This is a genomic window from Streptomyces flavovariabilis (assembly GCF_000725785.1).
Lineage (GTDB): Bacteria > Actinomycetota > Actinomycetes > Streptomycetales > Streptomycetaceae > Streptomyces > Streptomyces hawaiiensis.
In genome coordinates, this window is the sequence record NZ_JNXD01000010.1 from 161,125 (window position 1) to 186,768 (window position 25,644).

A 25,644-nucleotide genomic window follows, 5' to 3' on the forward strand; every position below is an offset into this window, starting at 1 on the left:
CACCGCCCCACCCCCGTCGTTACCCGTCGGTCCAGCCTGGGGTAGGGTCCCCACCGTTTCCGGCTACCGACTGATGGTGTGCCGGTACAGGGCGTGTCGGAGGGTGGCAAGACGATGGAATCCCAGTGGGGTGACGGCGGATCCGTGGACCTGGACGACACGAGGCTGGAGACACTCGATCCCGAACCGCTGCTGACGAGGGATTACGAGACGCGTCCCGCGCTCGTGTACGAGCGGCTGCGCCGGCAGCACGGCCCGGTCGCGCCGGTCGACCTGCTGGGGGTGCCCGCGTGGCTGGTCCTCGGCTACCGCGAGTCGCTCCAGGTGCTCCAGGACGACGACGGCTATCCCAAGGGCCTGGAGAACTGGCGGGCCCGCTCCGAGGGCAGGGTGCCCGCCGACTGGCCGCTCGGACCCTCCCTGGAGGTCAACCACATCCTGATCCAGGGCGGCGCCGGCTACCGGCCGCTGCGCACCGCCTGGGACGTCGCCCTCAAGCCCTTCCAGGACCCCCGCCACCCCCAGGCCAAGCGGTTGAAGTCCGCCGTCACCGCGTACGCCGACGAGCTGATCACCCTCGTCGGGCAGGGCGGCAAGACCGGCGTGGCGGACCTGTCCGCGCAGTTCTCCCGGCCACTGCCGCTGATGGTGGCCAGCCACCTGCTGGGCTTCCCCGGCTCGCAGGGCGACGACGCGCTGATGGACATGTGGCGCGTGCTCGACGCGGGCCCGGACGCCGAGCCCGCCCTGGAACGCCTGCTGGCGACGCTGGCCGAACTGGCCGCGCTGAAGCTGGAGAAGCCGGGCGACGACTTCCCCTCGTACCTGCTGGCCGCCCACCCGGACCTGTCGCTCGACCATCTCGCCCGCGAGTTGTTCATGCTGCTCGGCATGACCTCCGACCACGTCGGCATCCTCATCTCCAACACCGTCGTGGAGGTCATCTCGGGAGAGGGCAGCGTGCGCGCCAGCCTGTCCGCCGGGATGGTCAGGGAGACCATGAACCGGGTGGTCATGCGCAAGCCGCCGCTGGTCAACTTCGTCCCGCGCTTCGCGGCCCGGGACACCCGGCTCGGCAACTACACGATCCGGGCCGGTGATCCGGTGTGGGTCTCCCCGGGCGCCGCCCACGCCGACCCGCTCTTCGCCGACCACGTCGCCTCGGGCACCGCCATCAGCACCCGGGCCCACCTGTCCTGGGGAGCCGGACCGCGCCAGTGCCCGGCGCGGGAGCTCGCCTCGGCGGTCGCGGCGGCCGGAGTGGGGCGCCTGTTCGAGCGGTTCGACTACCTCGACCTCGCCCTGCCCGCCGATCAACTCCCTTGGCGATCCTCGCCGTTCATGCGGGGCCTGCGCTCCCTGCCCGTGCGGTACGAACTCGCCTCCGCGCCGCCCCCGCGGCCGTGGGCGGACGACCCCGCGCCGGGGGCGGCCGAGGAGGTCCTGCCGGACCCGTCCGCCCGGCAGCGCTCCTCGCTGTGGCGCTATCTGACGGGGCTCATCCGCGGCGGCCGCTGACCCCGGAACGACCGAGTCGAACGCCCATCCCGCATCGGCGTTCTCACGGTCCCGGGATGACGCATGCACGCCGCACACGTGACAAAGGGTGCTGGTCGGCGGCGGGCCTGTCGTGCGATGCTCGTTGCATATCCCGGGACAGGGCGCGAGGGCCTGCGGGGGCCGGGCAGGTACACCTCGATGACCTGCCCGGCCGTTCCTGTCTCAGGGCGCGGCGGACAGACCCAGCCGCTCGGATGTCGTCGAGGCCGTCATCAGCAGCATCCGGCACTCCGGCAGCCGCGCCCGCAGGTCGCCCAGGACGGCGATCTCCTCACCCTCCCTGTGGTCCACGCCGATCACCGCCACCTCCGGCCGGCACGCCACGGCACGCGCGACCACGTCGCCGTCACCGCCGGACCCGGCGACGACCCTGATGTCGTCCTCCCGCGACAGCAGAGCCGTCCACCGAGGCGGCCGCCGGGGCCGACGGTGATCGAGTGGTGAGGTGCGGGGGCCGGGCGTACCGTCGAACGGTGGACACCGCAGGCAGCAGCCCGCAGCCGGCTTCACCACAGGCGACCACCACCAGGGAATCCGGTGGTGGCGGGAACGCGATGGCGCTGCTCGTCATCGCCTCGTGCCAGTTGATGGTGGTCCTCGACATCACCATCGTGAACATCGCGCTGCCGCACATCCAGAGTTCGCTCGAGTTCTCCACCACGAGCCTGTCCTGGGTGGTGAACGCCTACACCCTCACCTTCGGCGGTCTGCTGCTGCTCGGCGGCCGGGCCGGAGACATCCTCGGCCGGCGGCGGGTCTTCATCTTCGGCGTGCTGCTCTTCGTGCTCGCCTCCCTGCTCGGCGGATTCGCCCAGAACGCAGGCCAACTCCTCGGAGCCCGCGCCCTGCAGGGCGTCGGCGGCGCCATCGCCTCCCCGACGTCCCTCGCGCTCATCAGCACCACCTTCCGCGAGGGACCGGAACGCAACCGCGCCTTCGGCGTCTTCGCCGCGGTCTCGGCCGGCGGCGGGGCGATCGGCCTGCTCGCGGGCGGCATGCTGGTGGAGTGGCTGAACTGGCGGTGGGTGCTCTTCGTCAACGTGCCCATCGGCCTGCTCATCGTCCTCGCCACACCGCGCTTCATCAGGGAGTCCGAACGCCACCCCGGCCGCTTCGACATCATCGGCGCGCTCACCTCCACGGCCGGGATGGTGCTGCTCGTCTACGGCTTCATCAGAGCCGCGCAGGAAGGCTGGCGGGACGCCCTCACTCTCGCCTCGTTCGCCGGAGCGGTCGTCCTCCTGACGGCCTTCATCCTCATCGAGCGGCGTTCGAAACAGCCCATCACGCCGCTGCACATGTTCGCCGACCGCAACCGCGCGGGCACGTACGGCATCATGCTGTGTCTGGCCGCCGCCATCTTCGGCATGTTCTTCTTCCTCACGCTCTTCGTGCAGAACGTGCTCGGATTCAGCCCGCTCGCGGCCGGACTGGCCTTCCTGCCGGTCAGTGCGGTCATCGCCGTCGGCGCCGGACTCGCCTCGCGGTTCCTGCCCGTCTACGGGCCCAAGCCGTTCATGGTGGTGGGCGCGATCCTGGCGGCACTGGGTCTGGCCTGGCTGACCCTGACCGATGTCCACTCCACCTACGCTGGCAGCGTCCTCGGCCCGATGCTCGTCTTCAGCCTGGGCATGGGCATGGAGTTCGTGTCACTGACCCTCATGGCGCTGTCCAACGTATCCACGCCGGAGACCGGCGCGGCCTCCGGACTCCTCAACGCCACCCAGCAGGTCGGCGGCTCCCTCGGACTGTCCATCCTGGTCACGATGTACGGCACGGCCAGCACCAACGAGGCGGACAAGCAGGTCCCGGCCTTCCTCCAGCAGGCGACCCCGGCCGAACGCATCCGGTTCGAACGCACCGGTCAACTGCCCAAACCCTGGTCCGACGAGATCCTCACCGCCGGCGTCTCGGCCGCCTTCATCATGGCGGCGATCTTCACCGCCGTGGCCGCGCTGATCGCCCTGGTCGTCATCCAGGTCCGCCCCTCCGACCTGGAACGCCTCAAGGGAGGAGCGGGCCCCGGCCCGATGTGAGACCCGCCCCGACCCTTCAGGCCCGCTACGAACCGATCCGCGCCGCGATGACCGGCGCCAGCCGGTCGGCGATGACCCGGTGTCCCCGGTCGTTGGGATGCACCGAGTCCGTCAGATCGCCCGAGCCCAGCCAGCCGGTCGTGTCGACGAAGGACACCCGTGCGTCACCACCGGCGACGGCGGCCTTCACCGCCGCCTCGGTCTGCGGTACGAACCGCCCGCGGAACGTCTCCAGTGCGAAGATCCACGCCTGCGGATACGCGGCCCGCACCTTGCGCAGCAGACTGCTGTACGCCGACTGGAACTGCGCCGAACTCACCCCGTGCCCGACGTCGTTGGTGCCGAGGTTGATGACGACCGCGTCGGCCCGGTAGCGGGAGAAGTTCCAGTCGGGCGTCGCCGCGTTCGGGTTGAGCTTGGTGAACTGCCGCTCCAGCCCCACGCATCCGTCCGCCGCGGCCACCAGACACGCCCCGCCCTGCGCGATCTGCGTGTGCTCGACACCCAGCCGCTCCCCGATCAGCCAGCCGTACGCGGTACGGGCGTTCTGCGAGCTCGTCGTGCCTACGGTGATCGAGTCGCCGACGAACTCGACCAGCTTGGCCGGGGCCGGCGGTGCGAACGTCGTCGCGCCGCTGTCCAGGACCAGCCCCTGGAAGACGGCGTCGCCCTTGTACGACCCTGCCACCACCTGGTAGTTGACCTGGAGCGTGTGGTTGCCCGGGGAGAGGGCCGCCGGGGTGAGGTTCACCGTGCCCTTGACGTCGTCGAAGAACTTCACGGGCCCGTTGTCGATCCGCGCCCACAGGTCGATGGTGCCCCGCTGCTTCAGCTTGACCGTCCGGCCGGTGAAGCCGACCCGGTAGTACGCGCCGGCCCAGTACGGGGTGTAGGCGGTGCTGGAATTGGCGGTGTCCCAGCGGCCGACGAACTTGATGTTGGGGTCGCCGGGCTGCCCCGGTGCCGCTGCCTTCACCGCGGCGCCGCTGCCGAGCCGGGCGCGGACGACCGGGGCCAGTCGTTCGGCGAATTTGCTGTGACCCGCCTCGTTGGGATGCCCGTTGCCGTCCTCGTAGTCGGTGCCGTCCGCGAGCCAGCCCGTGGTGTCGACGTAGTGCACCCGTGCGTCACCGGCGCTGTTGCGGGCGCTGACGGCCGCCCTGGTCTCGGTGACGTAGCGCTTCTTCAGCGTCTGCACCGCGAAGAGCTGCGCCGCGGGGTACTTGGCGCGCACGTCCCGCAGGAACGTCGTGTACGCCGACCGGAAGGCGGCGCCGGACACGCCGTGTCCGATGTCGTTGGTACCGAGGTTGATGACGACCGCGTCGGCCCGGTAGCGGGAGAAGTCCCAGTCCGTGCCGCCCGTGCTCGCCGTCCTGAAGAACTGCCCGCTCAGACCGGTGCACCCCGACTGTGCGACGAGGCAGTACCCGGAGCGGGCGATCTGCGTGTGCCGCATGCCCAGCCGCTCGCCGGTCTTCCACGCGTACGAGTCCAGCGCCAGCCGGTCGGTGAGGGCCCCGGCCGTGATGGAGTCGCCGACGAACTCCACCAGCCCGGCCGGGGCCTCGGCGGTGACGGTCCGGGCGCCCGGGTCCAGGACCAGGCCCTGGAAGACGGTGTCGCCGGAGCGGTAGGTCAGGCGCAAGGTGTGGGTGCCGGGGGACAGCGGCCGGTCAGTGAGGTTCACCGTGCCGCGCACACCCGCGTGGAACACCTCGGGACCGCCGTCGATGCTCGCGTAGAAGTTGACCGCGTTCCTGGCCCTGACCTTGACCGTGGTGCCGGTGAAGCCGGTCTGCAGATAGGCGCCGGTCCAGTGGGGCACGGCGGCGGTATCCGAGGAGGTGTCCCAGCGTCCGGAATACGCGATGTTGGGATCGGACACCGAGCCGTCACCGGGCGCGGCCTGCGCGGACGAACCGCCGGCCCAGGACAGCAGGCAGGCCATGAGCACGGCCGCGAGGAGGGCCGGCAGGGCGCGTCTGCGGGAGATCTGGGGGGATGTCTGCACGGGGTTCCCTTCACGTGGGGGAGTGGGAGCGCTCCCATAGGCAGCCTTTCGAGGGAACCAGTGAAACGGTTCAACGTCAAGTGGTCGCATACGTAAGGGTTTTGAGGAGCAGGCCTCCCGGGCGTCTCGGCGGTGGGCGCCGATGGGGCGGCCCCCAGGTCCCCAGGCCCCCTGGGCCTCGGTGCCGCGTCGGGCCCGTCCGGGCGCTACGCGGCGGCCTGCCCGTGGCCGCCACCTGTCACGGCCGCGGGCGGGGGAACGTCGCCAGAGCCTCGGCCAGGCCCGTCGCGTCCGTGCCGATCTTGCGGTACACGGACGACAGCAGTTGCCGCACACCCTGCTCTGTGAGGTGCAGTTCCTTGGCGACGACCGCCGTGGCCTGGCCCCGCACCGTCCTCTCGGCGGCCTTGCGCTCCTGTGCGGTGAGGGTGTCCGTCTGCGGGTAGCGCAGCGGCAGCGGCCGCAGTCCGGCCGCGGACAGTTCGCGCCTGGCCCGGGCGGCGAGGCCCTCGGCACCGCAGTGCACCGCTCCTTCCAGGCCCTGGTAGAGCCGGTCGGCGGCGTCGTGCAGGCGGCCCACGCGGGCCAGCGCGGCGCCGTGGCCGACCAGGGCACGGGCCAGTTCGTACGCGGCGGGCGACCGCTGCAGATGGTCGACGGCCTGCGCGTGCAGATCGAGCCCCGCCTCACCGCCCGTCACCTCCGCCTCGGTGCGCAGCGCCTGGCCGATCGCGGAGGCCGCGCCGAAGTCCCGGGCCCGCTTCACGGCGTCCCGCGCATGGCGCACCGCCCGGTCGGGAGCGCTGCGGGACAGCGCCGAGGCCAGTCCCAGCTGCCAGGGGCACCACGCAGGGTTGCGCCAGTCCCGGCCCTCCAGCCACTCGCCGACGCCGGACAGCAGGGGAGCGGCTTCCTCGGGCCGGCCCCCTCCGCCAGGAGCAGCTCGGCGTAGACGGTGCGCGGGTCGGGGTAGATGACGGAGTTCGGGATGACGTCGCCGTAGTGGTACTTGTCGGCGAGCCGGCGTGCCGCCACGACGCGGCCGCGGGCCAGGAGGGTCTCGATCAGGATGCCGATGGCGAACCACTGGGCGGGCATCGCACCTTCCACCCGGTCGGCGATGCGCAGGCCCTCCCGCACCAGGTTCTCGGCCTCGGCCAGGCAGCCGCGCCGGAACCTGATGTACCCGGAGAGCGTCTGGCCCAGGGCCAGATGGGAGCCGCGCCAGCCCTTCGACGCGCACTCCGCCATGCCCTTCGCGAACAGTTCCTCGGCCCGCCGCGGCTGGTCGCAGTACATGAGCACCAGCGCGACCGAGACGGGCACCTCGAAGCCCCGGTTCTCATGGGTCCAGCTCAGCCCGCCGCGCAGGGCCTCCTCGGCGTAAGCGAGGGCCTTCTGCCGGGGCTCGCCGCACATCATGGCGTCCCAGGCACGCGACCCGAGGATGTAGCGCTCCTCCAGACCGCGGCCGGGCAGCCGGTCGGCGAGCCGGGCCAGCGCCCGCGAACGGCCGGACGAGTCCGCCTCGTCGGTGCGGAACGCGCTCCACACGAAGTGGTCGGCCTGCATCCGCAGCCGGATCCGGGGATGGGCGGCGGCCCGCTGCGCCTCGTCGGCGGCCACCGTCGCGGCCTCCGCCATCCGGTCGGTGTGGGCCAGCGCCTGGGTCAGCCGGTACACCATCGAGGCACGCAGCTCGGGATCGATGCCCGGTTCCGCGAGTGCCTCCCGCAGATGCGCCACGGTGGCCGTGGGCTTGATGAGGAAGGTCGCGCAGGCGAGTTCGTGCAGCAGCGCGGCGCGCTCCTCCGGCAGCGGCGGCTCCTGCAGGGCCCGGTTCAACAGCCGCCGGGCCGCCTCCGGGGCGCCGGAGCGCAGGGCTTCTCGGGCGGCCTCGCGCAGACAGGCGACAGCCTCGGTGCTGCCCTCGCAGGGCACCTCCAGCAGGTGCCGGGCCGCGGCGGCGTGGCCGAGTCCGGCCGCCCGGACGGCCTCCGCGGCCGAGTTGTGCAGGCCCTCGCGCAGGCTCGGCCTGATGGACCGGTAGATCGTGGTGGCGATCAGCGGGTGGACGAAGTCCAGGCTCTCTCCCGGCCCTTCGCCGTCGGCCAGAATGCGGGCGGCGCGCAGCTTCTCCGTGGCCTCGGCCGCCGCCGTGCTGCCGATCGCGGCGATACGGGCGGCCAGTTCCGGCGAGATGGCCTGCCCGAGGACGGCCGCCGCATAGGCGAAGCGGACGGTGGTGGTGCCCAGCCGCTGAAGTCGCTCGATCAGCCCGGGCCCTTTCACCGCGGCGGCCAGGTCGCGCATCGTGGGCAGGTCCTCGCTGGTGCCCCGCAGATTGCGCTCGCCGAGCCGGATGGAGAGTTCCACCGCCTCGAACGGGCTCCCGCCGGTGACCTCCCAGCATTCCTCGCAGAACCCGTCCTCGGCCTCCTCGCCGACCTCGTCCCTGACGATCCGGGCCACGGCCGTGGCGCTGAGCGGCGCCAGGGCGAACGGACGGTTCCCCAGGTCGGCGGCCGGGGCGCTCAAGGCGGCCGCCTCGAGCGGCAGTTCCTCGGGCCGGAAGGCCACGACGATCAGCAGCGACAGGTCCACGGCCCGGGGCGCGAACGAGTCGAGCCAGCTCAGTGACTCGACGTCGGCCCAGTGCAGGTCGTCCAGCAGCAGGACGAGGGGTGCCTTCATCACCGCGAGGCGCGTCATCACCCAGTCGAGACCGTCACGCACCCCGGTCGGATCCGGCACATGGCCGCTCGGCGTCGCGACCAGGCCGAGCGCCGCGGCGACGATGTCGTACCAGCCGCCCAGGAAGGCACGGAGTTTCATCTCGTCCATCGACGCGAGCGCGGGCTGGACCACCTGGCGCACCACATGGAACGCCAGCCCCTGTTCCTTCTCGCCGCCCCTGCCCGACAGCACGGTGAACCCCTGCGCCCGGGCCCGGGCCCGGGCCTCGGTCAACAGGGCCGTCTTGCCCATCCCTCCCGGGCCGGTGAAGGCGAGGAGCCCCCCGCGTGGCGCCTGGGACACGCCGTCGACGGTGTCCCGCAGGCCCGTCAACGCCGAGTCGAGCGCCCGGAGCTCCTTGCGGCGCTCGAGCAACGGCCGGGGCTCGGGCGTGGGTTGCCGCAGCTCATTCGCCATGCGCCGTACCGCTTCCTGTCGTCGGCCATCGGGAGGCAGCGTGAGCGTACGCCTCCCGATGGGTACCGTTCCGGGTTCTGGAACGAGCACGACGAAGAAGGGTGAATGACCGGCTGTAGCCGCGTGAAGTGCGGGCTGTGCGGGTACCGTGGCTCGAATGGGCACCCGCCCCGCGGCCTGACGAAGCGCTCCCTCACCCCACCGGGGCCGCCGCGTCCGCGTAGCGCGGCACGGTGCGGGACCAGTAGTAGCAGCCGCGGATCCAGCCGGCCATGCCTTCCACATAGCCGACGCCCGAAGGGCTCAACCCCGGTTTGATCTCGTCGTAGAGCCTCTCGAACTCGCGGATCGTGCGGTTGATCTGCTGGATGGCCAGGGTGACGGCGACCGGCAGGGGACACTGGTGGGCCCGTTGGTAGGCGAGGGCCAGGTTGATCATCTCGCCGGACCGTTGTTCCTTGACCGCGGAGAAGAGATCGGGGATCCACACGGCCGCGTCGGCCGACAGCCGGCTGAGGCGCTGCATGAGCGGGTGATGGAGTTCCCCGGGGGTCAGCTCGCACGGCTGCGCGGCTTCGCACAGCGGGTAGAAGGGCTCGACGCCCGCGGTGAGGGACCGTATCGAGGTGCACAGCCCGGCCCGCACGGGGGAGGGGTGGGCCTGGGCCACGGCCTCGTAGAGCAGTCCGTGCACGTACTCCCGGCTCTTCCAGGCCCAGCGCGCGGCCTGTGCCGGTGTGCACCGTTCGCGGATCTGCCGGTAGAGGTCGGACAGGGCCGCTCCCAGCGGGGTGCCGGGCGGTGCGCCGTCCCGCAGGATCGCGATGCTCTCGCACAGCATGGGCAGCAACTGGCCGGGCCGGTGCCGGCCGACCTCCTCGGCCCGGTCGTCGAAGACGAACTGGTAGGCGATCTGGTGCGCGACGAGCTGCAGAACGCCGGGGTCCGCATCAGGGCTGTTGTAGGACGCCAGCTCGGCCGGGCGGGTGTGGGAGATCATGGCCGAGACCCCCGGTTCCTCGCTCAGCCCGGTCGCGCGCAGCCACTGGTCGACACCTGCCGCGGCCGCCGGCTCGTGGGGATTGCGCCGGAACGGGAAGGGCATGTAGAGGTGAGCGTCGATCAGGTCGGCCAGGGTGGTAGCGGGAATCACGTCCTGCGCGAGGGCCGCCCTCTCCTCATGCGTGGTGGACACCGTTGTCACCGTCCCTCCGGGTCTTCTCCGTCCCGGACGCCGCCGGGGCTCCGGGTGCGAGGGCGACGGCGTGCGGCGCGGTGCCGCCCGGTGCGTCCGCCCGTGAGGTGCAGATCATCGTCAGGGACCTCGGTCCCAGCGTCGCCCCGGGGCGCGGTGGCGCGATGCGCCCTGCCGGATGCCGCAGCCGCCAGCGACCGGCGATGGTCGCCAGGGCCACCGTCATCTCGGCCATGGAGAACAGGTCGCCCATGCACTTGCGGTTGCCCGCGGCGAACGGGATCAGCGCCCCGTGCGGACCGGTGGCGGCCTCGCCCTCGAGCCGGCGCTCGGGCAGGAACCGGTCGGGCTCGGGGAACGACGCGGGGTCGTGGTGCAGGAGGTAGGGGCTGTACAGAACCGTGGTTCCCCGCGGCAGCCGCCGTCCGGCCAGTTCCGTCTCCCGGGTCGTGACCCGGGTGAAGAGCCAGCCGGGAGGGGAGTGGCGCAGCGTCTCCGTGATGACGGACCGGGTGTAGACCAGACGCGGCAGGTCGTCGACGTCCGGTAACCGGCCGGCGAGGACGGTGTCGACCTCGGCGTGCAGTCGCCGTTCCACCTCCGGGTGCTGGGCGAGGAGGCTGAAGGTGGAGGCCAGGCACATCGAAGGGCTCTCGGAACCGGTGAGCAGGAGGGACACCACCTGGTCGTGGACCTCGCGGTCGGTGACCGGGATGCCGTCGTCCCCGGCCTCGGCGGCGGCCAGCAGGAGGCTTAGCAGATCGTCGCGCGGAGTGCCCTGGCGGCGCTCGGTGATGGCCGCGTCGATGAGCTCGCGCACCCGCTCCACCGCACGCCGGTAGCGGCGGTTCGCGGGTGTGGGAAGCCGGAACAGGGCGTCGACCGGAACGACCGTGCGCACGAACAGGCCGCGCACGATGGCGGCGAGGCAGTGCCGCACCTCGTCGGCCGCGGCGGGACCGAGCGAGTCGGACATCAGGAGGCGGCTGATCAGCCGGGTCGTCAGGCTCAGCGTGGCGGCACTGACGTCGATCGTCTGCCCAGTGCGCCAGTCACGGCACAGCGACTCGGCCTCTTCGGCCATCAGGTCCGTCTGCGCGGCGACGGAGGAAGGGCGGAAGGTGGGTTGCAGCAATCGGCGCTGGCGCCGGTGCTCCGCATGCGGGCAGGTGACGACGCCGTCGCCCATCAGGGCCCGCAGCCTCTCGTACTGCGGTCCGCCCTTGTCGAACGTGCGGGTGTCCCGGAGTATCCGGTGGACCAGTTCCGGGTGACACACCATCCACGCCCGCTGGGGGCCCAGACGTATCTCGACCAGATCGCCCCGCGCGGGAAGAGAATTCAGAAACTCCAGCGGCCGGCGGAACAAGGCGATACCGTGGCCGATGGATGGGAATATGCCTGGAGCAGTACCAACCGTCCATGCCTGTTCCGATTCAGGAACGCAGCCGTTCATCGAATACCACCTGCTTCAGTCGACCAGGGAAAACGGTGACGTTTCAACGACGTGGCGCTTGCACCATGTCCTGCCCAGTCCAAGCCTGCCGCCGACTAGGCGAACCCCTTTTCCAGGGGGGCGCACAGGTGCACAGGGAAGGCGCTGGGTGAATCACTTCCGATGCACGTCCCGCGACAGGTGGTCTTCTTCCGTCACTCGGGCTCCTCGGAGCGTCCCTACGTCTTTTCCGTGTACACGGATCCGGAGAAGAACGCGGTGGTGACGGACCGGGCGGCAGCCCTGGCCGACGGACGACTCCGCCCGGTCCGATCCGGTCAGTCGCGGCGGTAACTCTCGGGCGGCGCCAGATACCCGCCCGCCAGCCCACCCGTGTCGATCACGATCTGGTCCACCGCCATCCCCGGATCCACCATGAACACCCTCAGCACGTGCTCACCGGGCGCGGACACGGTCACCCGGGCCGTCAGCTTCTCGACGCCCTCCTCCACGTTGCGGGCCCAGGCGTCTCCCCGGTTGCCGGTGGCGATCGCCTGGCCCGACAGGACCGTCGGGGGTTGGTCGTCCAGACCGACCGCGAGACGCCGCTTGCCGCGTTCGTCGAGGGAGGGCAGCCGGAAGACCGTCACCGGAAACGTGCCGGCCGTGGCGAAACGGACCCGGTACCGCAGCTCCGGTGACCGGGCGGTGAGGTCCTCGGTGACCGGCCGCGCCGTCGTCGGTACCGCCTCGACGGCGGCCGTACGGCGGCCCAGCCCGCGGACGATCCGCCACCGCGCCCCGCCCCGCGGCACCTCGCGGTCGAAGTGCGCGGCGTCGATCGACACATAGCCGTGGGCCTCCACGAAGCCGCGGGCGCGCCGGCGGGCCCGTTCCCCGTCGTCGACCACGAGCAGCGGCACCTGGATGCTCCGGCCGGCACCGGTGAAGGTCAGCGTCGGGCGGTGTGTGCCCTCCGGCACCCGCGGCCAGTCGATCTCGGCCCACACCCGGACCTGGTCCGTGAGTTCCCCTCCCGTCGTGCTCAGCCGGATCCATGGAGCGCTCGGCTCGGCCCGCCACTCCAGCGGCAGGAAGCCGGTGTTGAAGACGTCCACGAAGCGGCGGTCCCGGGTGTAGGAGGAGAACGACAACGGGCGGTCGGCTCCCGTCTCGTTGCCCTCGGAGGCCAGCCCCAGGCCCGACGTCTCCTGCCGGGGGACCCTGGTCACGGCCGGGCGGCCCGGCGCTTTCGGGATCTGGGAGGGGTAGGGATTGACGATGCCGTCCCACTTCCCGCCCGCGATCTCGGTGTTGTAGCGACGGGTGATCGCCTGCTCCTCGGCGTGCGCCGCCTCGGCCAGGTCGGCGAAACGGTTCGTGCCCGCCCCGCGGCCCTGACGCACGGCGAGCGCGTTGCGGTCCGCCCAGTAGTACTTCAGGTTCATCAACCAGGCGCCGTGGACGGGGTATTCGACCAGCTCGTAGTAGGCGTCCCGGTAGGCCTCGGGCAGCTTCGAGCCCAGCCGCCGCGCACGGTCCAGCAACTGCTCGTAGGCCGTCATGCGCCGGCCCGCCTCGTCGCCGTGGTGCACCGTCGAGAAGACCGCCTTGTCGATGAACTCCGGGCGTCGCTGCGCCGCCAGGCGGTAGTACTCCGTGCGGATCGCGGCGATCTCCGAGCCGTACCGCCGGCCGAACTGGCGCCCGGCCCACTCCACGAGGAAGTCCTCGACGTCGCCGGGGCCCCAGCGGTCCACGTCCCAGGCCATGTCCAGGCAGAAGGACAGCCCCGTCTCGATCGACTTGATGTCACCGACGTTGAAGATCCACATGCGGTCCGCCTGGTGCTCGTGGACCCGGCGCAGTTCCTGCCACACCTTGCTCAGCTGGGTGGTGTCCAGCCACAGATAGCTCCGGGGGCGTCCCCAGTAGGAGAGGTGATAGTAGATGCCGTTGCCGCCGGGGCGGCGGCGCTCTGCGTCGTTCGGGAGCTGACGCATGTTGCCGTGGTTGTCGTCCGGCCAGATCAGCGTGACGTCGTCGGGGACCTGGACGCCCGCGTTGTACAGCTCCAGGACCTCCTTGTACGGGATGAAGATCTGCGGCGCGGCCGCCGGGCCCACCTCCTCGGCCAGGATGCGGCGCTGGTCGGCGATGATGTCGTTCATCACCAGGACCTTCTCCGGGACGGTCGTGGCGTGCTGAGTCTCCAGCGCGGAGTCGTGCAGGCCGCGCATGCCGATCGTCCAGCTGCTCTCGTAGGCGGCGTTCTCGCGGGCCCGGGCCCGCCAGTACGCGGAGATGACCGAGGGGTTCACCGTGTAGTCGTAGAGGGGCAGGGTGCCGTCTTCGGTCCGGTGCTCCTCGGCCCACGGCTCCCATTCGTGGACGCCGTTGCGCAGCATGGCCTCGGGGTGGCTGGAGCCGACCACGATGCCGTAGCGGTCGGCCAGTTCGGGGTTCTCGCGGTGCTTGTTGAAGAAGTCGGAGTAGGGGTGCATCGCGGGCCAGAGGTAGTTGGCCTTGAGGCGGAGCAGCAGCTCGAAGACCCGCTCGTAGGTTCTCGGGCCGATGTGCTTGTCCGGCTCCTGGGTGCGGTGGGACCAGGTGGTGAGGTTCTGCTCGTCGTTGATGAAGATGCCCCGGTAGCGGACGGCGGGTTCCCGGCGGACGAACGGGCCCGCCGGGACCGTCACCGTGTCACGGCGGGCCACCGGGACATCGGCCCACCAGTACCAGGGCGAGACGCCGATGCGTTCCGAGGTGTCGTAGACGCCGTAGACCGTGCCGCGGCGGTCGCTTCCGGCGATGACCAGGGCACGTCCCACTCCGGGCAGCGGGCGGTCCACGACCTGGGTGACGGACGCCTCCCAGCGGCCCTTCACCCGGGAGACGTCCAGGCGTCTCTGCCCGATGAGCCGGTCGATCACCGGGCTCGCGCCGATCGTCCCCACCAGGACCAGGAGTTCGGCGCGCGGTGGCACGGTGTGCAGGAGCCGTGGCCGCACGCCGCCGACGCGCTCCAGGTCCGCCTGGAGGTCACCTGCCGCGCGGATGACGGCGGGGTCGTCCGCCGCGTCCACGAACACGTCCACGGCGGTGCCGTCATGGAGCAGGGGGAAGTCGGAGCGGCGGACCGGGACAGCGGCCTCGGCGGCGGCGACCGGAAGCAGGGGGGCGGCGCCTGCGGCTGCCATCCCCCGTAAGAAGGACTTGCGGGTCACGGACGGGAACGACGGTCTCTGCGGCACTGGGCACTGCCTTTCCGCGCCGGCTCCGCGGCGGTTCCTCGTACGGGCCGTCGGCGGGGCTGCGCGCACAGGGGGTTGGCATGGGCAGGCTAGAAAGCGCTTGCCGCTGCACCCTAGGCGAGGCCACCTGGGGGCGTCCAGATGTGGGCGGTGGGTCTGCCGTTGCCCTCGCATCAGGCAGGGAGGTCCCGGCCAACCACGCGGTACCCGGCGGGAGACGGGGCAGCGGCCGGTGTGCGCACCGGGGTCGTCGCCGTCGTGCGCCCCGAGGGCGATCGATAGGTTGACGCTTGCCTCGCCCCCCGGACCGGGTCCGGCACCAGCAGCCGTGCGATCAGCGGCCCGAGGGGGCCGGCCCGGGCCGGCTCGGGCCGGCTCGGGCCCTGCACCTGAAGGGCTTCGGACCGGCGCTGCCGTCGGTGTGTGCCGGCTCCTGGTGAGCCCTGCGGCTCAGAGGGAGCGTTCGGTCTCGACGAGCCGGGCCAGGTTGGCCAGGGCCATGCGCGTGCCCGTCTCGTTGTCGGCGGCGGGCACGGCGTCGGGGATGTCCTCGTGGACCATGAGGACGTCGGTGCCGCCGCCCTCCGCGTCGGTGAGCGTGGTCGTCAGCGTCATGGCGCCGTGCAGCGCGGGGTCGGCGGCCTCGAACTCGAGCACCTCGACGACCTGCTCGTCCGGCACCAGCCGCGCGAAGTGGCCGTGGTAGGTGTCGGTGTGGGCGGCCGACTTCCCGGAGGCGTCCAGGGCCTCGTAGGTGAGGGAGACGCGGAACCTGCCGCCCTCGCGGGCGTCGAACTCGTGCACCTCGCCGCTCATGCCGGCCGGCACCCGCCAGCGCGCGATCGCCTCCGCGCTCACCAGGGCCCGGTAGACGGCGGCACGGGGAGCGTCGACGTGGCCGGAGACCCGGGAGGTGTACATGGGCCCACCCTAGGCTGTGCGGTCCGCCCCGTTCGGCAGGGGCGGTTCCGAATCGAGGCGGCGCAGCTCCTCGTCGGTGAGGAGGCGGGAGCGGAGCAGGAAGCGGACGCCCTCCGGGGCCTCCAGCGAGAAGCCGCTGCCGCGGCCGGGGACCACGTCCACGGTGAGGTGGGTGTGCGACCAGTACGCGAACTGGTCCGCGCTCATCCAGAACGGGGTGTCCCCGGCCACGTGCCCCAGCAGGACGTCCGAGGCGCCGACCCGGAACTCGCCGCGCGGGTAGCACATCGGGGCGCTGCCGTCGCAGCAGCCGCCGGACTGGTGGAACATCACCGGCCCGTGCGTCCCGGTGAGCCGCCGCAACAGTTCCTCGGCCGGCGGGGTCAGTTCGACACGTCCGGTGCGCACGGTCATGTGTTCCTCCTGGCGGCTGACGGCGGGGTCGGGAACCGGCCCGTGTCGCGCGCCCTCCAGTATCCGCCGCCGTACGGGCGGGGTCCACAAGGCGGGAGCGGTACCTGCCCGCTGCCGCAATCGTGGGGTACTCGGATCAGGCCGCCGGGGCCCCCGCAGCCTCCCGCCAGACTGCTCCGCCCGCGATGGCGTGCCGCCAGGCGCGCACCGCCCTGGGCGGCATGCCCACCGCCAGGGCGCCGGTCAGCCGGTCGCCCGTGCGGTACGCGGCCACGAACCGCCTCTCGGCCAAGTCGCCGTCCACGACGGTGACTTCGTCGTGCCCGCGCAGAAAGCCGTAGGCCTGGATCTTCATGTCGTACTGGTCCGACCAGAAGTACGGCACCGGCGCGAACGGCCTGCGGGCGTCCGGCGCGGCGAGCAGGTTGCGGGCGGCGGCCATGCCCTGTTCGGCGGCGTTGGTGCGGTGCTCGATCCGCATGGACGCCCGGAACAGCGGGTTGTCCCAGCGGGCCACGTCACCGGCCGCGTACACGCCCGGCGCGGCCTCGCAGTACGCGTCGCACAGCACCCCGTCGCCGACCGGCAGCCCGCTGCCCGAAAGCCACTCGGTGTTGGGCAGCGCACCGACGGCGACCAGGACCTCGTCGGCCTCGACCACCTCGCCGCCGGCCAGCCGTACGCCCCCGCCGGTCACCTCGGTCACGGTGACGCCGGTGCGCAGCTCGACTCCGTGGTCGAGGTGCGCCCGGCTGAGCAGCCGGCCGACCTCGGTGCCGACGGCCCGGGCCAGCGGGACGGGAGCCGGTTCGAGCAGGGTCACGTGCGCGCCCAGCCGCCGGGCCACCGCGGCGGCCTCGGCGCCGAGGAACCCGGCACCCACCACGACCAGACGGCGGCCGGGATTCAGCCGGTCGCGCAACGCGAGGGCGTCGTCCAGGGTGCGCAGCACATGCGCGTCCTCGTCTCCGGGCAGGCGCCGGGGCCGGACGCCCGTCGCCACGATCAGCCCGTCGTACGGCACCCGTGACCCATCGGCCAGCCGTACCGTACGGCCCGCCAGGTCCAGCTCCGTCGCCGCCGTCCCGAGCCGCAGGTCGAGGCCGAGGGCGTCGAGGTCGGCCGGCGTGCGCAAGGGGAGCCGCCCGGTGGTCCATTCGCCGGAGAGGATCTGCTTGGACAACGGGGGACGGTCGTAGGGGGCGTGCGGCTCGTCGCCGACGAGGGTGAGCGTGCCGTCGAAGCCCGCCCGGCGCAGCGTCTCGACCGCAGCGAGCCCCGCGGCCGAGGCGCCGACGACCGCGACGCGCCTCACCGCTCCACCAGCCGGATCGCCGCGGCCGGGCAGACGGCCACGGCTTCACGCACCTCGTCGAGCAGTTCCTCGCCCGGCCTCTCCTCCAGCAGGATCGCGACGCCGTCGTCGTCCCGCTGGTCGAAGACGTCAGGGGCGGCCATCACGCACTGGCCCGACGCCACACACTTCGGTGCATCCAGTTCCACACGCATGCTTGTCATCCCGCTTCTCTCGGTCGGTGGGAGGGGTCACCAGGCCACGGGCATGCTGTGCACGCCGTAGGTGGTCCCGGTGTGGTCGAACTCCAGGTCTTCGACGGGGACCGCCAGCCGCAGGGTGGGGACACGGCGGTAGAGGGTGCCGTACACGACCTGGAGCTCCAGCCGGGCCAGGTTCTGGCCGAGGCACTGGTGAGGGCCGTAGCCGAACGCCTGGTGGATCCGGGCGGGGCGGGTGATGTCGAGCCGTTCGGCCTCGGGGAAGACCTCCGGGTCCCAGTTCGCGGCGTGCAGGTCGAAGACGATGCCGTCCCCCTTGCGGATGACGACGTCGCCGATCTCGATGTCGTCCTTGGCGACGCGGCGTACGCCGGTCTGGACGATGGTCAGGTAACGCAGCACCTCGTCCACGGCGTTGGCGATCAGCTTCGGGTCGTCGGTCTCGCGCAGCAGCGCGAGCTGGGCGGGGTGCTGGAGCAGGGCGAGGGTGCCGAGGCTGATCATCGTCGCGGTGGTCTCGTGGCCGGCGATGAGCATGGCGACGCCCATGTGCACGGCCTCGGTGCGCGTCATCTCGCCCGCCCGCACCCGCCCGGCCATCTCCGACAGCACGTCCTCGCCCGGCCCGGTCGTCTTCCTGTCGATCAAGTCGTCGAGGTAGGCGACCAGTTCACCGCTGGCCCGCCGGGCTTCCTCCGGCGGCGCGCAGCCGTCCAGCACGAGACTGCTGCTGCGCTGGAAGAAGTCGTGGTCCGTGTACGGCACTCCGAGCAGCTCGGCGATCACCAGCGACGGCACCGGCAGGGCGAACGCCTGGAGCAGGTCGACCGGGCGGGGGCCGTCCAGCATCCGGTCGACGAGCTCGTCGACGATCTTCTGGACCGGCTCCCGCATCTTTTCGATCCGCTTGACCACGAACGGCGCGTTGACGGTCCGCCGCAACCGGGTGTGCTCCGGGGCGTCGGTGTTGGTGATGAGCCGCGGTGTGACCGGCGCGATCTCCGCCCGGTGTGCGTTGACGTAGGGGAAGCCGGGGTCGAGATCGTCGTCGCTGACGCGCGGGTCGGGCAGCAGGGCCCGCTGGTCGGCGTGCCGGGTGATCAGCCAGGGCGTGCTGCCGTTCCAGATCCGCACCCGCGTGATCGGCTTCTCCGCCCGCAGCTCCTGCGCGGCCGGGGCCGGTGCGAGCGGGCATTCGTCCGCCCTGGGCAGCGGATACTCGGGCAGTGGCCCGGAGGCACCGCTGACAGGGCAGGACAGGACATCGGACATGGCGTCTCCTCAGTGAGGGTGCGGTGGGTGGAGGGCCGGCCAGACATGACTGCGGGGGCCGGAGCCGGCGCGGAGGCGGTGGAGCGACCGGTCCACCGGCTGTGAAGCGGAGCGGGCGGACGCCTACCGGTCAGCCCCCCGGCGTCAAGCCGACGGTGGTGCCGGGCGGCTGCCGGGGATGGGCCGCTCTGCGGCGGTGCGCGAGGATCCCGCCTGCCGCACCCAGGGCGACCAGGCCCATGGCGGCTCCGGCGGCGGCTCCCTTCACCCCGTTCAGGGCGAAGTACAGGACCACGGCTGCACCGCCGTTGAAGAGGAACAGGAACCACAGCGTGGCGGACCTGGCCAGGAACGCCGCGATCCCCGGCTTCCTGGCGAGACGCGTGCCGGTGACGAGCGCGATCGCGGACCCGGCGATCGTGGCCACGTCCTGCTGCGTGCCGTCGAGGACGGCACCGGCGCCCAGGGCGGCGGCCAGCCCTCCGGCGAAGAAGACCCGGAGCAGAGAATCGGCGACGGATGACTCGACGGTGGCGGGGGAGGGAGACATGGGGGCACCTCTCAGTGGGACGCGGCGGGTGGGGAGGGCGGTCAGGCCTGGGCGCCGGAGGCTTCGGCCCGCTCGGCACCGGCCGGCCGGCGCGGGAGGAAGGAGGCGAGCAGGAAGGCGAGTACTGCGGCACCGGCGCCGAGCGCCATGACCGACTTGAAGCCGTTCTCGGAGGGCAGGGGGTAGCCGCCGAAGTCGGTGGTCAGCTGCGCCAGGATGACGCCGGCGAGGGCACTGGCGAACGAGGTGCCCATGGAACGCATCAGGGTGTTGAGGCTGTTGGCCGCGGCCGTCTCGGAGGCGGACACCGCACTCATGATCAGGGCGGGCATCGCGCCGTAGGCGAAGCCGACACCGCCGCCGATGACACAGGCCACCAGGACGATGTGCCAGACCTCGGACATCAGCACCAGGCTCAGGCCGTACCCGGCGGCCACGACGACCGCGCCGATCATCAGGGTGACCTTGGGTCCCTTCGCCCTGGTGATGCCCGCGGACACCGCGGACACGGCCATCATGACCAGGCCCTGCGGGGCCAGGATCAGGCCGACGGCCAGCATCGACCTGCCCAGGCCGTAGCCGGTCTGCTCGGGCAGCTGGAGGACCTGCGGCAGGACGAGTGACATCGCGAACATCGAGAAGCCGAGCGCGACCGAGGCGAGGTTGGTGAACAGCACCTGACGGCGGGCGGTGGTGCGCAGGTCCACCAGGGGCTGGTCGGTGCGCAGCTCGTACCACCCCCATGCCAGGAAGACCACGACCGCGCCGGCCAGCAGCCCCAGGGTCGTCGCGCTGGTCCAGCCCCAGTCGCCGCCCTTGGAGACGGCCAGCAGCAGGGACACCAGCGCGGTGGACAGGCCGAGGGAGCCGGGCAGGTCGAAGCTCCCGCCGGTGCGTTCCTCCGACTCGGGTACGACCAGCACGACGAGCGCGAGGGCCGCGGCACCGAGGACCGCGGAGATCCAGAACAGCGTGTGCCAGTCGTAGTCGTCGGCGATGAAGGCGGCCGCGGGCAGTCCGAGCGCGCCGCCCACGCCGAGGGAGGCGCTCATCAGGGCGGTGGAGCCGGCGAGCCGCTCGGCGGGCAGCACATCGCGCATGATGCTGATGCCGAGCGGGACGACCGCTGCCGACAGGCCCTGGAGCGTGCGGCCCACGATCATCGGGACGAGCGAGTCGCTCAGCGCGCAGACGACCGATCCGGACACCAGCAGCACGATGCTGACCAGGAGCAGGCGGCGCTTGCCGAACATGTCACCCAGCCGGCCGACGACCGGGGTGGCGACGGCGGCGGCCAGCAGGGTGGCGGTGATCGCCCAGGCGGCGTTCGACGCCGAGGCGTCCAGATACCTGGGCAGCTCGGGAACGATCGGGATGATCAGGGTCTGCATCAGCGAGACCACGATCCCGGCGAGAGCCAGCACCGCTACGACGCCGTTCGATCTGTTCGGCGCGGAGGGCCCGGCCTTGGTGCGGGGAGCAAGAGTGTGGGACATGGAAGTGACTCCGAGGACGACGGGCGGGATTGCTTGACTTAGGCAAGCAGAAGCTCATTGCGTAAGTCAAGCAACTTTGCCTTTCGCTTAACTCACGCAAGCACTCGCCCGCCACCCCGAGATCGAGACCGGCGCCCGCCCCCCGGCCGTGCCACCCGGCCCGGGTACCTGACCGCGGGCCCTGGTTGAATGCCGGGCGTGATCGAAACCGACGCGCACGAGACCGATCGCTGGGTTCAGTACTTCGCCCGGCGCGGATACCCGCGTGCACGACGGCTCGCCTCCGGCATGGAAGGAACCGTCTACCGGCTTGAGGACGGGATCGTCGCGAAGGTGTGGGCCGGGCGCACTCCCGGCGACTTCGGCCTCACCCGACGGCTCTACGCCGACATCGCCGGGCGTTCCCTGCCCTTCGGCACTCCCGAGATCCTCGACGCCGAGGAGTGCGACGGCGTGCTCGTCAGCTATGAACGCGAGCTCCGCGGGCGCCCGCTGCGCTCCGGCCAGGACGGCGACGCGCCCGCCCGCGAGCTGCCCCGCCGGGAGACCGACGCCCTGCTCACCGTCCTGCGCGGACTGGCCTCCGTGCCGGGCACCGAGGCCATGCGCAGCATGGTGTTCCAGGGGGACGACCGGCCGCTCTGGCAGGGACACTCCCGTTTTTCGGACGCGCTCGCCGCCCTCGTGGAGCGGGCCGCCGGCCGGAACCTCGACGCCCTTGCCACGCAGGTCCTCGCGCCGGCGGACGTCGTGTCCCGCACGGCCGCCTCGCTGCGGGCGCTGCCCGACCAGGCCGACAGCGTCATCCACGGCGACCTGGTGCCGCCCAACATCCACGTGGACGAGGCCGGGCACCCGGTCGCCGTCCTCGACTTCGGCTTCTGCACCACCGCCGGCGACCCTGCCTTCGAGGCCGCGGTCACGGCCGCCGTCTGGGACATGTACGGGCCCCACGCCGCCCGGCACACCGCCGAGCTGAGCCGCCTCTTCGCCCGGGAACTGGGCCATGCCGAGGAGGTCCTGGCCCTCTACCGGCGGGCCTACGCCCTCATCACGTACGACCTCTTCGGCATGGGCCCGCACGACGGCCACTTCCGCTGGTGCGCCGCGCAGCTGAGCTGACGCGGCGCACCAGGACTACAGCAGGTCGCGGGGGACCTTCTCGTTCCAGGTGCGGGAGAAGACCCGGCGGTCGGCCTCGTACGCGTCGAGGGTCGCGTCGACGAAGAAGTCCGTCTCGTCACACGTGAGCTGGGTCTGGGTGACCACCCGCACGTCCCAGTCGTCCCGCCGGAACCGCATGGTCCACGTGGTCTCGCCGCCGACCGAGGTGAAGTCGTCCGCGACCGCCGTGTAGCGCTCGTGGGCGCGGCGGCCGGCCTCCAGGCCGATGTCCTCGAAGCGGACCGTGCCCCGGTCCTTCACGATGTCCAGCTCGGAGTGGTAGCCGATCAGGTCCCGCTTGACCTCCCAGCGCTCCTCCGGGGGCGTCACCTGGCTCATGGCGAGCGGGGGAGTGCCCTCGGGTTCGCCGAAGGGGGACGACGGCACCTCGTCGGGCTCGTCGACCGGCCGCACCGGCAGAGTGAGGGCGCTGGAGTGCTCGTACACGCTCAGCAGGGCCGGCTTCGGCGCCGGCCAGGCCAGCGGCCAGTACGACGTCGACAGGGACAGCCGGATGCGATGGCCCGGCGGGAAAGCCTGCGCCACACCGTTCAGCGGGATGGTGGCCCGGTAGCGCCGGCCCGGCTCCAACGGCTCGGGAGACTCCGTGCTGTCCCGGCGGGTCAGATTGAGGATGCCGTAGGAGACGCGCGTCGCGGCGCCGTCGGGGCTCACGTCGGACAGCCGCGCGGCCACCATGGCCACCGGCTCGCTGACCGACAGGTCGAGCTCCACGCTCGGCGAGCCGAGGATCTCCACCGGCTCGGTCAGCGGCTCGCTGTCGAAGACGAGTGAACCGCCGTCCTCCTCCCGCTGGTCGTAGGGCAGGTCCGGGGGCGCGTTGTAGGAGGCCCACTTGCCCGCGAACTGGCCGACGGACAGCGGCGACCGCACGGTCATCGCCTCACCGCCCTCGGAGGGCACCGCCGCAGCGTCCTGCGCGGGCCCGATCGTGTGCCGGGTGAGCGGGTGCGTCTCGGGCCGGATGTGCGGGGACGGCCAGTCCGGTTCGCCGACCCAGCGGCCGGGCCGCTCCTCGTAGGACGTGGAGGGCGGCACGCTGTCCTGCATCCACGCCTGGAGCATGGGCCCGTCCATGACGCCGTTGTCGACGCCCTTCAGCCAGTGGTCCCACCACCGCACGAGCTCCTGGAGGTAGCCGATCGCGGGGCCGGGCTCCCCGAGGTGGGGGAACTTGTGCGACCAGGGTCCGATCAGCCCCTTGCGGGGTACGTCCAGGTTCCCGAGCAGCCGGGTCACGGCGTTGGAGTAGCCGTCCGCCCAGCCGCTGGAGGCCAGGACCGGGCAGCGCACGCTCGCGTAGTCCTCGCACACCGAGGCGTGCCGCCAGTAGTCGTCGCGCCGCTGGTGGCGCAGCCACTCCAGCACCCAGGGCTCGGTGTTCTCCAGCCGCTCGTGCCACATCTCGCGCCAGCGGTCGCCGACCACGGCCGGGTCGGGCGGGCAGGTGCCGTAGGCGAACATGGTGCCCGCCTCGGCCAGGTTGTCCGACAGCAGGGCACCGCCCATGTAGTGCATGTCGTCGGCGTGCCGGTCGTCGGTGAACGAGGCGATGGCGATGGCCTTCAGGCCCGGCGGCCGGCGGGCCGCCACCTGGAGCGCCGCGAACGCGCCCCAGGAGATGCCCATCATGCCCGTCCCGCCGTCGCACCAGGGCTGCTCCGCCAGCCAGGCCAGGACCTCCTCGGCGTCGGCCTGCTCCCGTTCCAGGTACTCGTCGCGCAGCACGCCCTCGGAGTCGCCGGTGCCGCGCAGGTCGACGCGGACACAGGCGTAGCCGTGCCCGGCGAGGTAGGGGTGATGGATCGAGTCCCGTACGGCCGTCAGATCGCGCTTGCGGTACGGGATGTACTCCAGCACCGCCGGCACCGGCTCCTGGTCGGAGGAGGTGGGGCGCCAGATGTGCGCGGAGAGCCGGACCCCGTCGGACATCGGGATCGTGACGTGCTCTTCTTCCTTCGTCTCGTACGGCAGGTTGCTCACGTAACGCATGGAAGTGACGTGCTCCTCACTTTCGCGTGGCTTCGGCCTCGGACGGGGCGTCTTCGAAGGCCAGGCCCAGAGCGGCCACGCAGTGGTCGAACTTCTCCCGCAGCTCCGCCTCGTCGGCACCGCCGGTGTAGATGTGCGCCAGTTCGTAGCTGTAGCTGTCCTGCCCGGGGAGTTCCGAGAGCCTGGCGCCCTGCTCGGGGATCACCTCGATGCGCACTCCCGGGGTCTCCCGCTCGATGCGGGCGATCTCCTCGGGGCTAGGCACCCGGCTTACCACACCGTCGGTGAACCAGCGGTGGTACCACTTCGCCGCCATCGCGTACGACCCCTCGCGGTGTGGCATGTGCGGGTCCTCGCCGAGGGCGAGGCTGACCATGCAGTGGTGGTTGGGCACGCCGTCGACGTACTGGAACAGCTCCGCGTGCGACTGGGAGTGCCGGGGGTTGATCTCCAGCAGGTTGATCTCCTGGGTCCGCGGGTCGTAGAAGTACTCGATGCTGAAGGTGGCCGAGTCCATCCCGATCTGCCGCATCACCCGCTCGCTGACGTCGTGCAGCCGGGCGATGACCGGGGGCGGCAGCATCGAGGGGTACTGGTGGCGCAGGAAGCAGGGGGAGTCCGGGTACTGGATGGAGTCCAGGACCCCGTAGATCGTCACTTCGCCCTGGTGGACGTAGCCCTCGACGGCGACCTGGACGCCGGACATCGCCTCCTCGGCGAGACAGACCCGGCCGCCCACGCCGTGCATCTCCGGCGGCAGGTCGATGCGTTCGAGGATGTGCTCGAAGGGGCGGCCGATGCGGGATATGCCGTCGCGGATCTCGGTGACGGCCTTGTGGAACTCCTCTTCGTCATCCACTCCGAAGGCGAGTTCGGAGGAGTACGAGAGGGCGGGCTTGAGCCACATCGGGTAGCTCACGTTCTCGGGCGGGCGCGGCGGCTCGGCCGACAGGTCGACCTGGCCGAAGCGCGGGTGCCGGTCGGTGGCCTTCTGCTGCTCCAGCCGGCTCCAGTACTTGTGCTCGCACTTGACCACCGACTCCAGGCTGGTGCTGCGGGTGCCGTAGCGCTCGCTCAGCATCGGGACGAGGGTGCTGACCGGGAAGTCCCAGTAGCCGACGATCGCGTCGATGCTGCCGTCGAACGCGTCGAGCACGCCCTGGGCCTTGTCGAGCAGCGTGGGCAGGTGCACCTCGCCGACCTGGAGTTCCTCGACCGTCAGCAGCTGGTGAAAGCGCAGCCGGTCGGCTCCCGGGACCTGCTGGAGCGTGGGCAGATTGGCCTCGTCGAGCCCGATCACGAAGACGTTCTTCACCGTCTTGTCAGACACGGCTCTCCTTCCGATGGAGTATGGCCCTGAGGCCTGCTTGCAAGATCGACGGAGTACCCGTCGTGCCTGCCGGCATGCCGGTCCGGGCATCGCGCCCGTTCCGGGCGGCCGGGGACATGCCTGCCGCCAGACGGGAACGCGGCCCGGGCAAGGTCGGCGGGGCCGGTGAAGCGGGCCGCGCCGTGGACGACACCGGCAAGGGGAAGTCGTGCAGCCCGAGCAGGAGAAGTCCGTACCCCAGGTCGTGTCCGAGCCGGACCTGCCCTACGACTCCGACAAGCAGCGGCGGCCCGGCCTCGAGGCCGACATGCGCACCAAGCCG

General features: G+C 71.7%; 19 protein-coding genes. 3 read left to right on the forward strand and 16 right to left on the reverse strand.

Translation table 11 applies throughout. The annotated features are described in order from the left end of the window. Positions 1-114 precede the first annotated feature (114 nt). Positions 115-1,518, forward strand: coding sequence for a cytochrome P450 (locus tag IO24_RS0118965; protein ID WP_031137224.1), 1,404 nt, complete (start codon positions 115-117; stop codon positions 1,516-1,518). A gap of 204 nt (positions 1,519-1,722) precedes the next feature. On the opposite strand, the gene IO24_RS47170 is transcribed toward IO24_RS0118965, so the two are convergent. After that, entirely contained in the window at positions 1,723-1,851 is a 129-nt protein-coding gene (locus tag IO24_RS47170; RefSeq protein ID WP_267886824.1) for a hypothetical protein, read from the reverse strand. 263 nt (positions 1,852-2,114) lie between these two features. Here IO24_RS47170 and IO24_RS0118975 point away from each other — a divergent pair, with 263 nt between their 5' ends. Continuing rightward, entirely contained in the window at positions 2,115-3,596 is a 1,482-nt protein-coding gene (locus IO24_RS0118975; RefSeq protein WP_031137227.1) for an MFS transporter, read from the forward strand. Positions 3,597-3,621: 25 nt separating this feature from the next. Here IO24_RS0118975 and IO24_RS0118980 read toward each other — a convergent pair whose 3' ends face one another. The 13 genes from IO24_RS0118980 to IO24_RS0119040 all read right to left on the reverse strand — a co-directional run bounded on the left by IO24_RS0118980 (position 3,622) and on the right by IO24_RS0119040 (position 20,815). Then, positions 3,622-5,610: a GDSL-type esterase/lipase family protein gene (locus IO24_RS0118980; RefSeq protein ID WP_031137229.1), complete on the reverse strand. Its 1,989-nt coding sequence runs from the start codon at positions 5,608-5,610 to the stop codon at positions 3,622-3,624. Between the two features lie 238 nt (positions 5,611-5,848). Beyond that, positions 5,849-6,397 carry a LuxR C-terminal-related transcriptional regulator gene (locus tag IO24_RS47385; RefSeq protein WP_338055583.1) on the reverse strand — a complete coding sequence of 183 codons (549 nt, stop codon included), beginning with the start codon at positions 6,395-6,397 and terminating at the stop codon, positions 5,849-5,851. Next, the gene (locus IO24_RS40805) at positions 6,373-8,763 is read right to left on the reverse strand and encodes an ATP-binding protein (RefSeq protein WP_338055584.1); all 2,391 of its coding nucleotides are present in this window, start codon (positions 8,761-8,763) and stop codon (positions 6,373-6,375) included. Before IO24_RS40805 ends, IO24_RS47385 begins: the two co-directional genes overlap by 25 nt. A 193-nt stretch (positions 8,764-8,956) precedes the next feature. Then, complete coding sequence (locus IO24_RS0118990) at positions 8,957-9,958, reverse strand: (-)-alpha-amorphene synthase (protein ID WP_031137230.1); 1,002 nt, start codon at positions 9,956-9,958, stop codon at positions 8,957-8,959. Beyond that, a complete protein-coding gene (locus IO24_RS0118995; protein ID WP_244310219.1) occupies positions 9,942-11,327 on the reverse strand; it encodes a cytochrome P450 in 1,386 nt (461 codons plus the stop codon). The genes IO24_RS0118990 and IO24_RS0118995 overlap by 17 nt, the downstream gene beginning before the upstream one ends. Before the next feature lie 404 nt (positions 11,328-11,731). Continuing rightward, a complete protein-coding gene (locus IO24_RS0119005) occupies positions 11,732-14,593 on the reverse strand; it encodes a glycosyl hydrolase 115 family protein (protein WP_078899359.1) in 2,862 nt (953 codons plus the stop codon). 504 nt (positions 14,594-15,097) lie between these two features. After that, positions 15,098-15,568, reverse strand: coding sequence for an SRPBCC domain-containing protein (locus IO24_RS0119010; RefSeq protein WP_031137236.1), 471 nt, complete (start codon positions 15,566-15,568; stop codon positions 15,098-15,100). A gap of 9 nt (positions 15,569-15,577) precedes the next feature. Continuing rightward, positions 15,578-15,982, reverse strand: a complete 405-nt coding sequence (locus IO24_RS0119015) for a DUF779 domain-containing protein (RefSeq protein WP_031137237.1) — start codon at positions 15,980-15,982, stop codon at positions 15,578-15,580. A gap of 136 nt (positions 15,983-16,118) precedes the next feature. Next, entirely contained in the window at positions 16,119-17,297 is a 1,179-nt protein-coding gene (locus tag IO24_RS0119020) for an NAD(P)/FAD-dependent oxidoreductase (RefSeq protein WP_031137240.1), read from the reverse strand. Further along, complete coding sequence (locus IO24_RS0119025) at positions 17,294-17,491, reverse strand: ferredoxin (RefSeq protein ID WP_031137241.1); 198 nt, start codon at positions 17,489-17,491, stop codon at positions 17,294-17,296. Before IO24_RS0119025 ends, IO24_RS0119020 begins: the two co-directional genes overlap by 4 nt. A gap of 36 nt (positions 17,492-17,527) precedes the next feature. Then, positions 17,528-18,769 carry a cytochrome P450 gene (locus IO24_RS0119030; RefSeq protein WP_031137243.1) on the reverse strand — a complete coding sequence of 414 codons (1,242 nt, stop codon included), beginning with the start codon at positions 18,767-18,769 and terminating at the stop codon, positions 17,528-17,530. Positions 18,770-18,899: 130 nt separating this feature from the next. After that, entirely contained in the window at positions 18,900-19,319 is a 420-nt protein-coding gene (locus IO24_RS0119035; protein ID WP_045296420.1) for a hypothetical protein, read from the reverse strand. Positions 19,320-19,360: 41 nt separating this feature from the next. Beyond that, positions 19,361-20,815: an MFS transporter gene (locus IO24_RS0119040; RefSeq protein WP_031137246.1), complete on the reverse strand. Its 1,455-nt coding sequence runs from the start codon at positions 20,813-20,815 to the stop codon at positions 19,361-19,363. Between the two features lie 189 nt (positions 20,816-21,004). Here IO24_RS0119040 and IO24_RS0119045 point away from each other — a divergent pair, with 189 nt between their 5' ends. After that, complete coding sequence (locus IO24_RS0119045; protein WP_031137248.1) at positions 21,005-21,937, forward strand: phosphotransferase family protein; 933 nt, start codon at positions 21,005-21,007, stop codon at positions 21,935-21,937. A 15-nt stretch (positions 21,938-21,952) separates the two neighbouring features. Here the strand turns inward: IO24_RS0119045 and IO24_RS0119050 are convergent, their stop codons facing one another. Together IO24_RS0119050 and IO24_RS0119055 are read right to left on the reverse strand one after the other, a co-directional pair. Next, positions 21,953-23,992 carry a CocE/NonD family hydrolase gene (locus tag IO24_RS0119050; protein WP_031137249.1) on the reverse strand — a complete coding sequence of 680 codons (2,040 nt, stop codon included), beginning with the start codon at positions 23,990-23,992 and terminating at the stop codon, positions 21,953-21,955. Between the two features lie 16 nt (positions 23,993-24,008). Further along, entirely contained in the window at positions 24,009-25,322 is a 1,314-nt protein-coding gene (locus IO24_RS0119055) for an ATP-grasp domain-containing protein (protein ID WP_031137251.1), read from the reverse strand. Positions 25,323-25,644 lie beyond the last annotated feature (322 nt).

What these genes read in the sequence shown, in the direction of transcription:
- IO24_RS0118965 (WP_031137224.1), top strand. Translation starts at nt 115, where the DNA reads ATGGAATCCCAGTGGGGTGACGGCGGATCCGTGGACCTGGACGACACG.
- IO24_RS0118975 (WP_031137227.1), top strand. Translation starts at nt 2,115, where the DNA reads ATGGCGCTGCTCGTCATCGCCTCGTGCCAGTTGATGGTGGTCCTCGAC.
- IO24_RS40805 (WP_338055584.1), bottom strand. Translation starts at nt 8,763, where the DNA reads ATGGCGAATGAGCTGCGGCAACCCACGCCCGAGCCCCGGCCGTTGCTC.
- IO24_RS0119005 (WP_078899359.1), bottom strand. Translation starts at nt 14,593, where the DNA reads ATGGCAGCCGCAGGCGCCGCCCCCCTGCTTCCGGTCGCCGCCGCCGAG.
- IO24_RS0119010 (WP_031137236.1), bottom strand. Translation starts at nt 15,568, where the DNA reads ATGTACACCTCCCGGGTCTCCGGCCACGTCGACGCTCCCCGTGCCGCC.
- IO24_RS0119015 (WP_031137237.1), bottom strand. Translation starts at nt 15,982, where the DNA reads ATGACCGTGCGCACCGGACGTGTCGAACTGACCCCGCCGGCCGAGGAA.
- IO24_RS0119025 (WP_031137241.1), bottom strand. Translation starts at nt 17,491, where the DNA reads ATGCGTGTGGAACTGGATGCACCGAAGTGTGTGGCGTCGGGCCAGTGC.
- IO24_RS0119030 (WP_031137243.1), bottom strand. Translation starts at nt 18,769, where the DNA reads ATGTCCGATGTCCTGTCCTGCCCTGTCAGCGGTGCCTCCGGGCCACTG.
- IO24_RS0119035 (WP_045296420.1), bottom strand. Translation starts at nt 19,319, where the DNA reads ATGTCTCCCTCCCCCGCCACCGTCGAGTCATCCGTCGCCGATTCTCTG.
- IO24_RS0119040 (WP_031137246.1), bottom strand. Translation starts at nt 20,815, where the DNA reads ATGTCCCACACTCTTGCTCCCCGCACCAAGGCCGGGCCCTCCGCGCCG.
- IO24_RS0119045 (WP_031137248.1), top strand. Translation starts at nt 21,005, where the DNA reads ATGCCGGGCGTGATCGAAACCGACGCGCACGAGACCGATCGCTGGGTT.
- IO24_RS0119050 (WP_031137249.1), bottom strand. Translation starts at nt 23,992, where the DNA reads ATGCGTTACGTGAGCAACCTGCCGTACGAGACGAAGGAAGAAGAGCAC.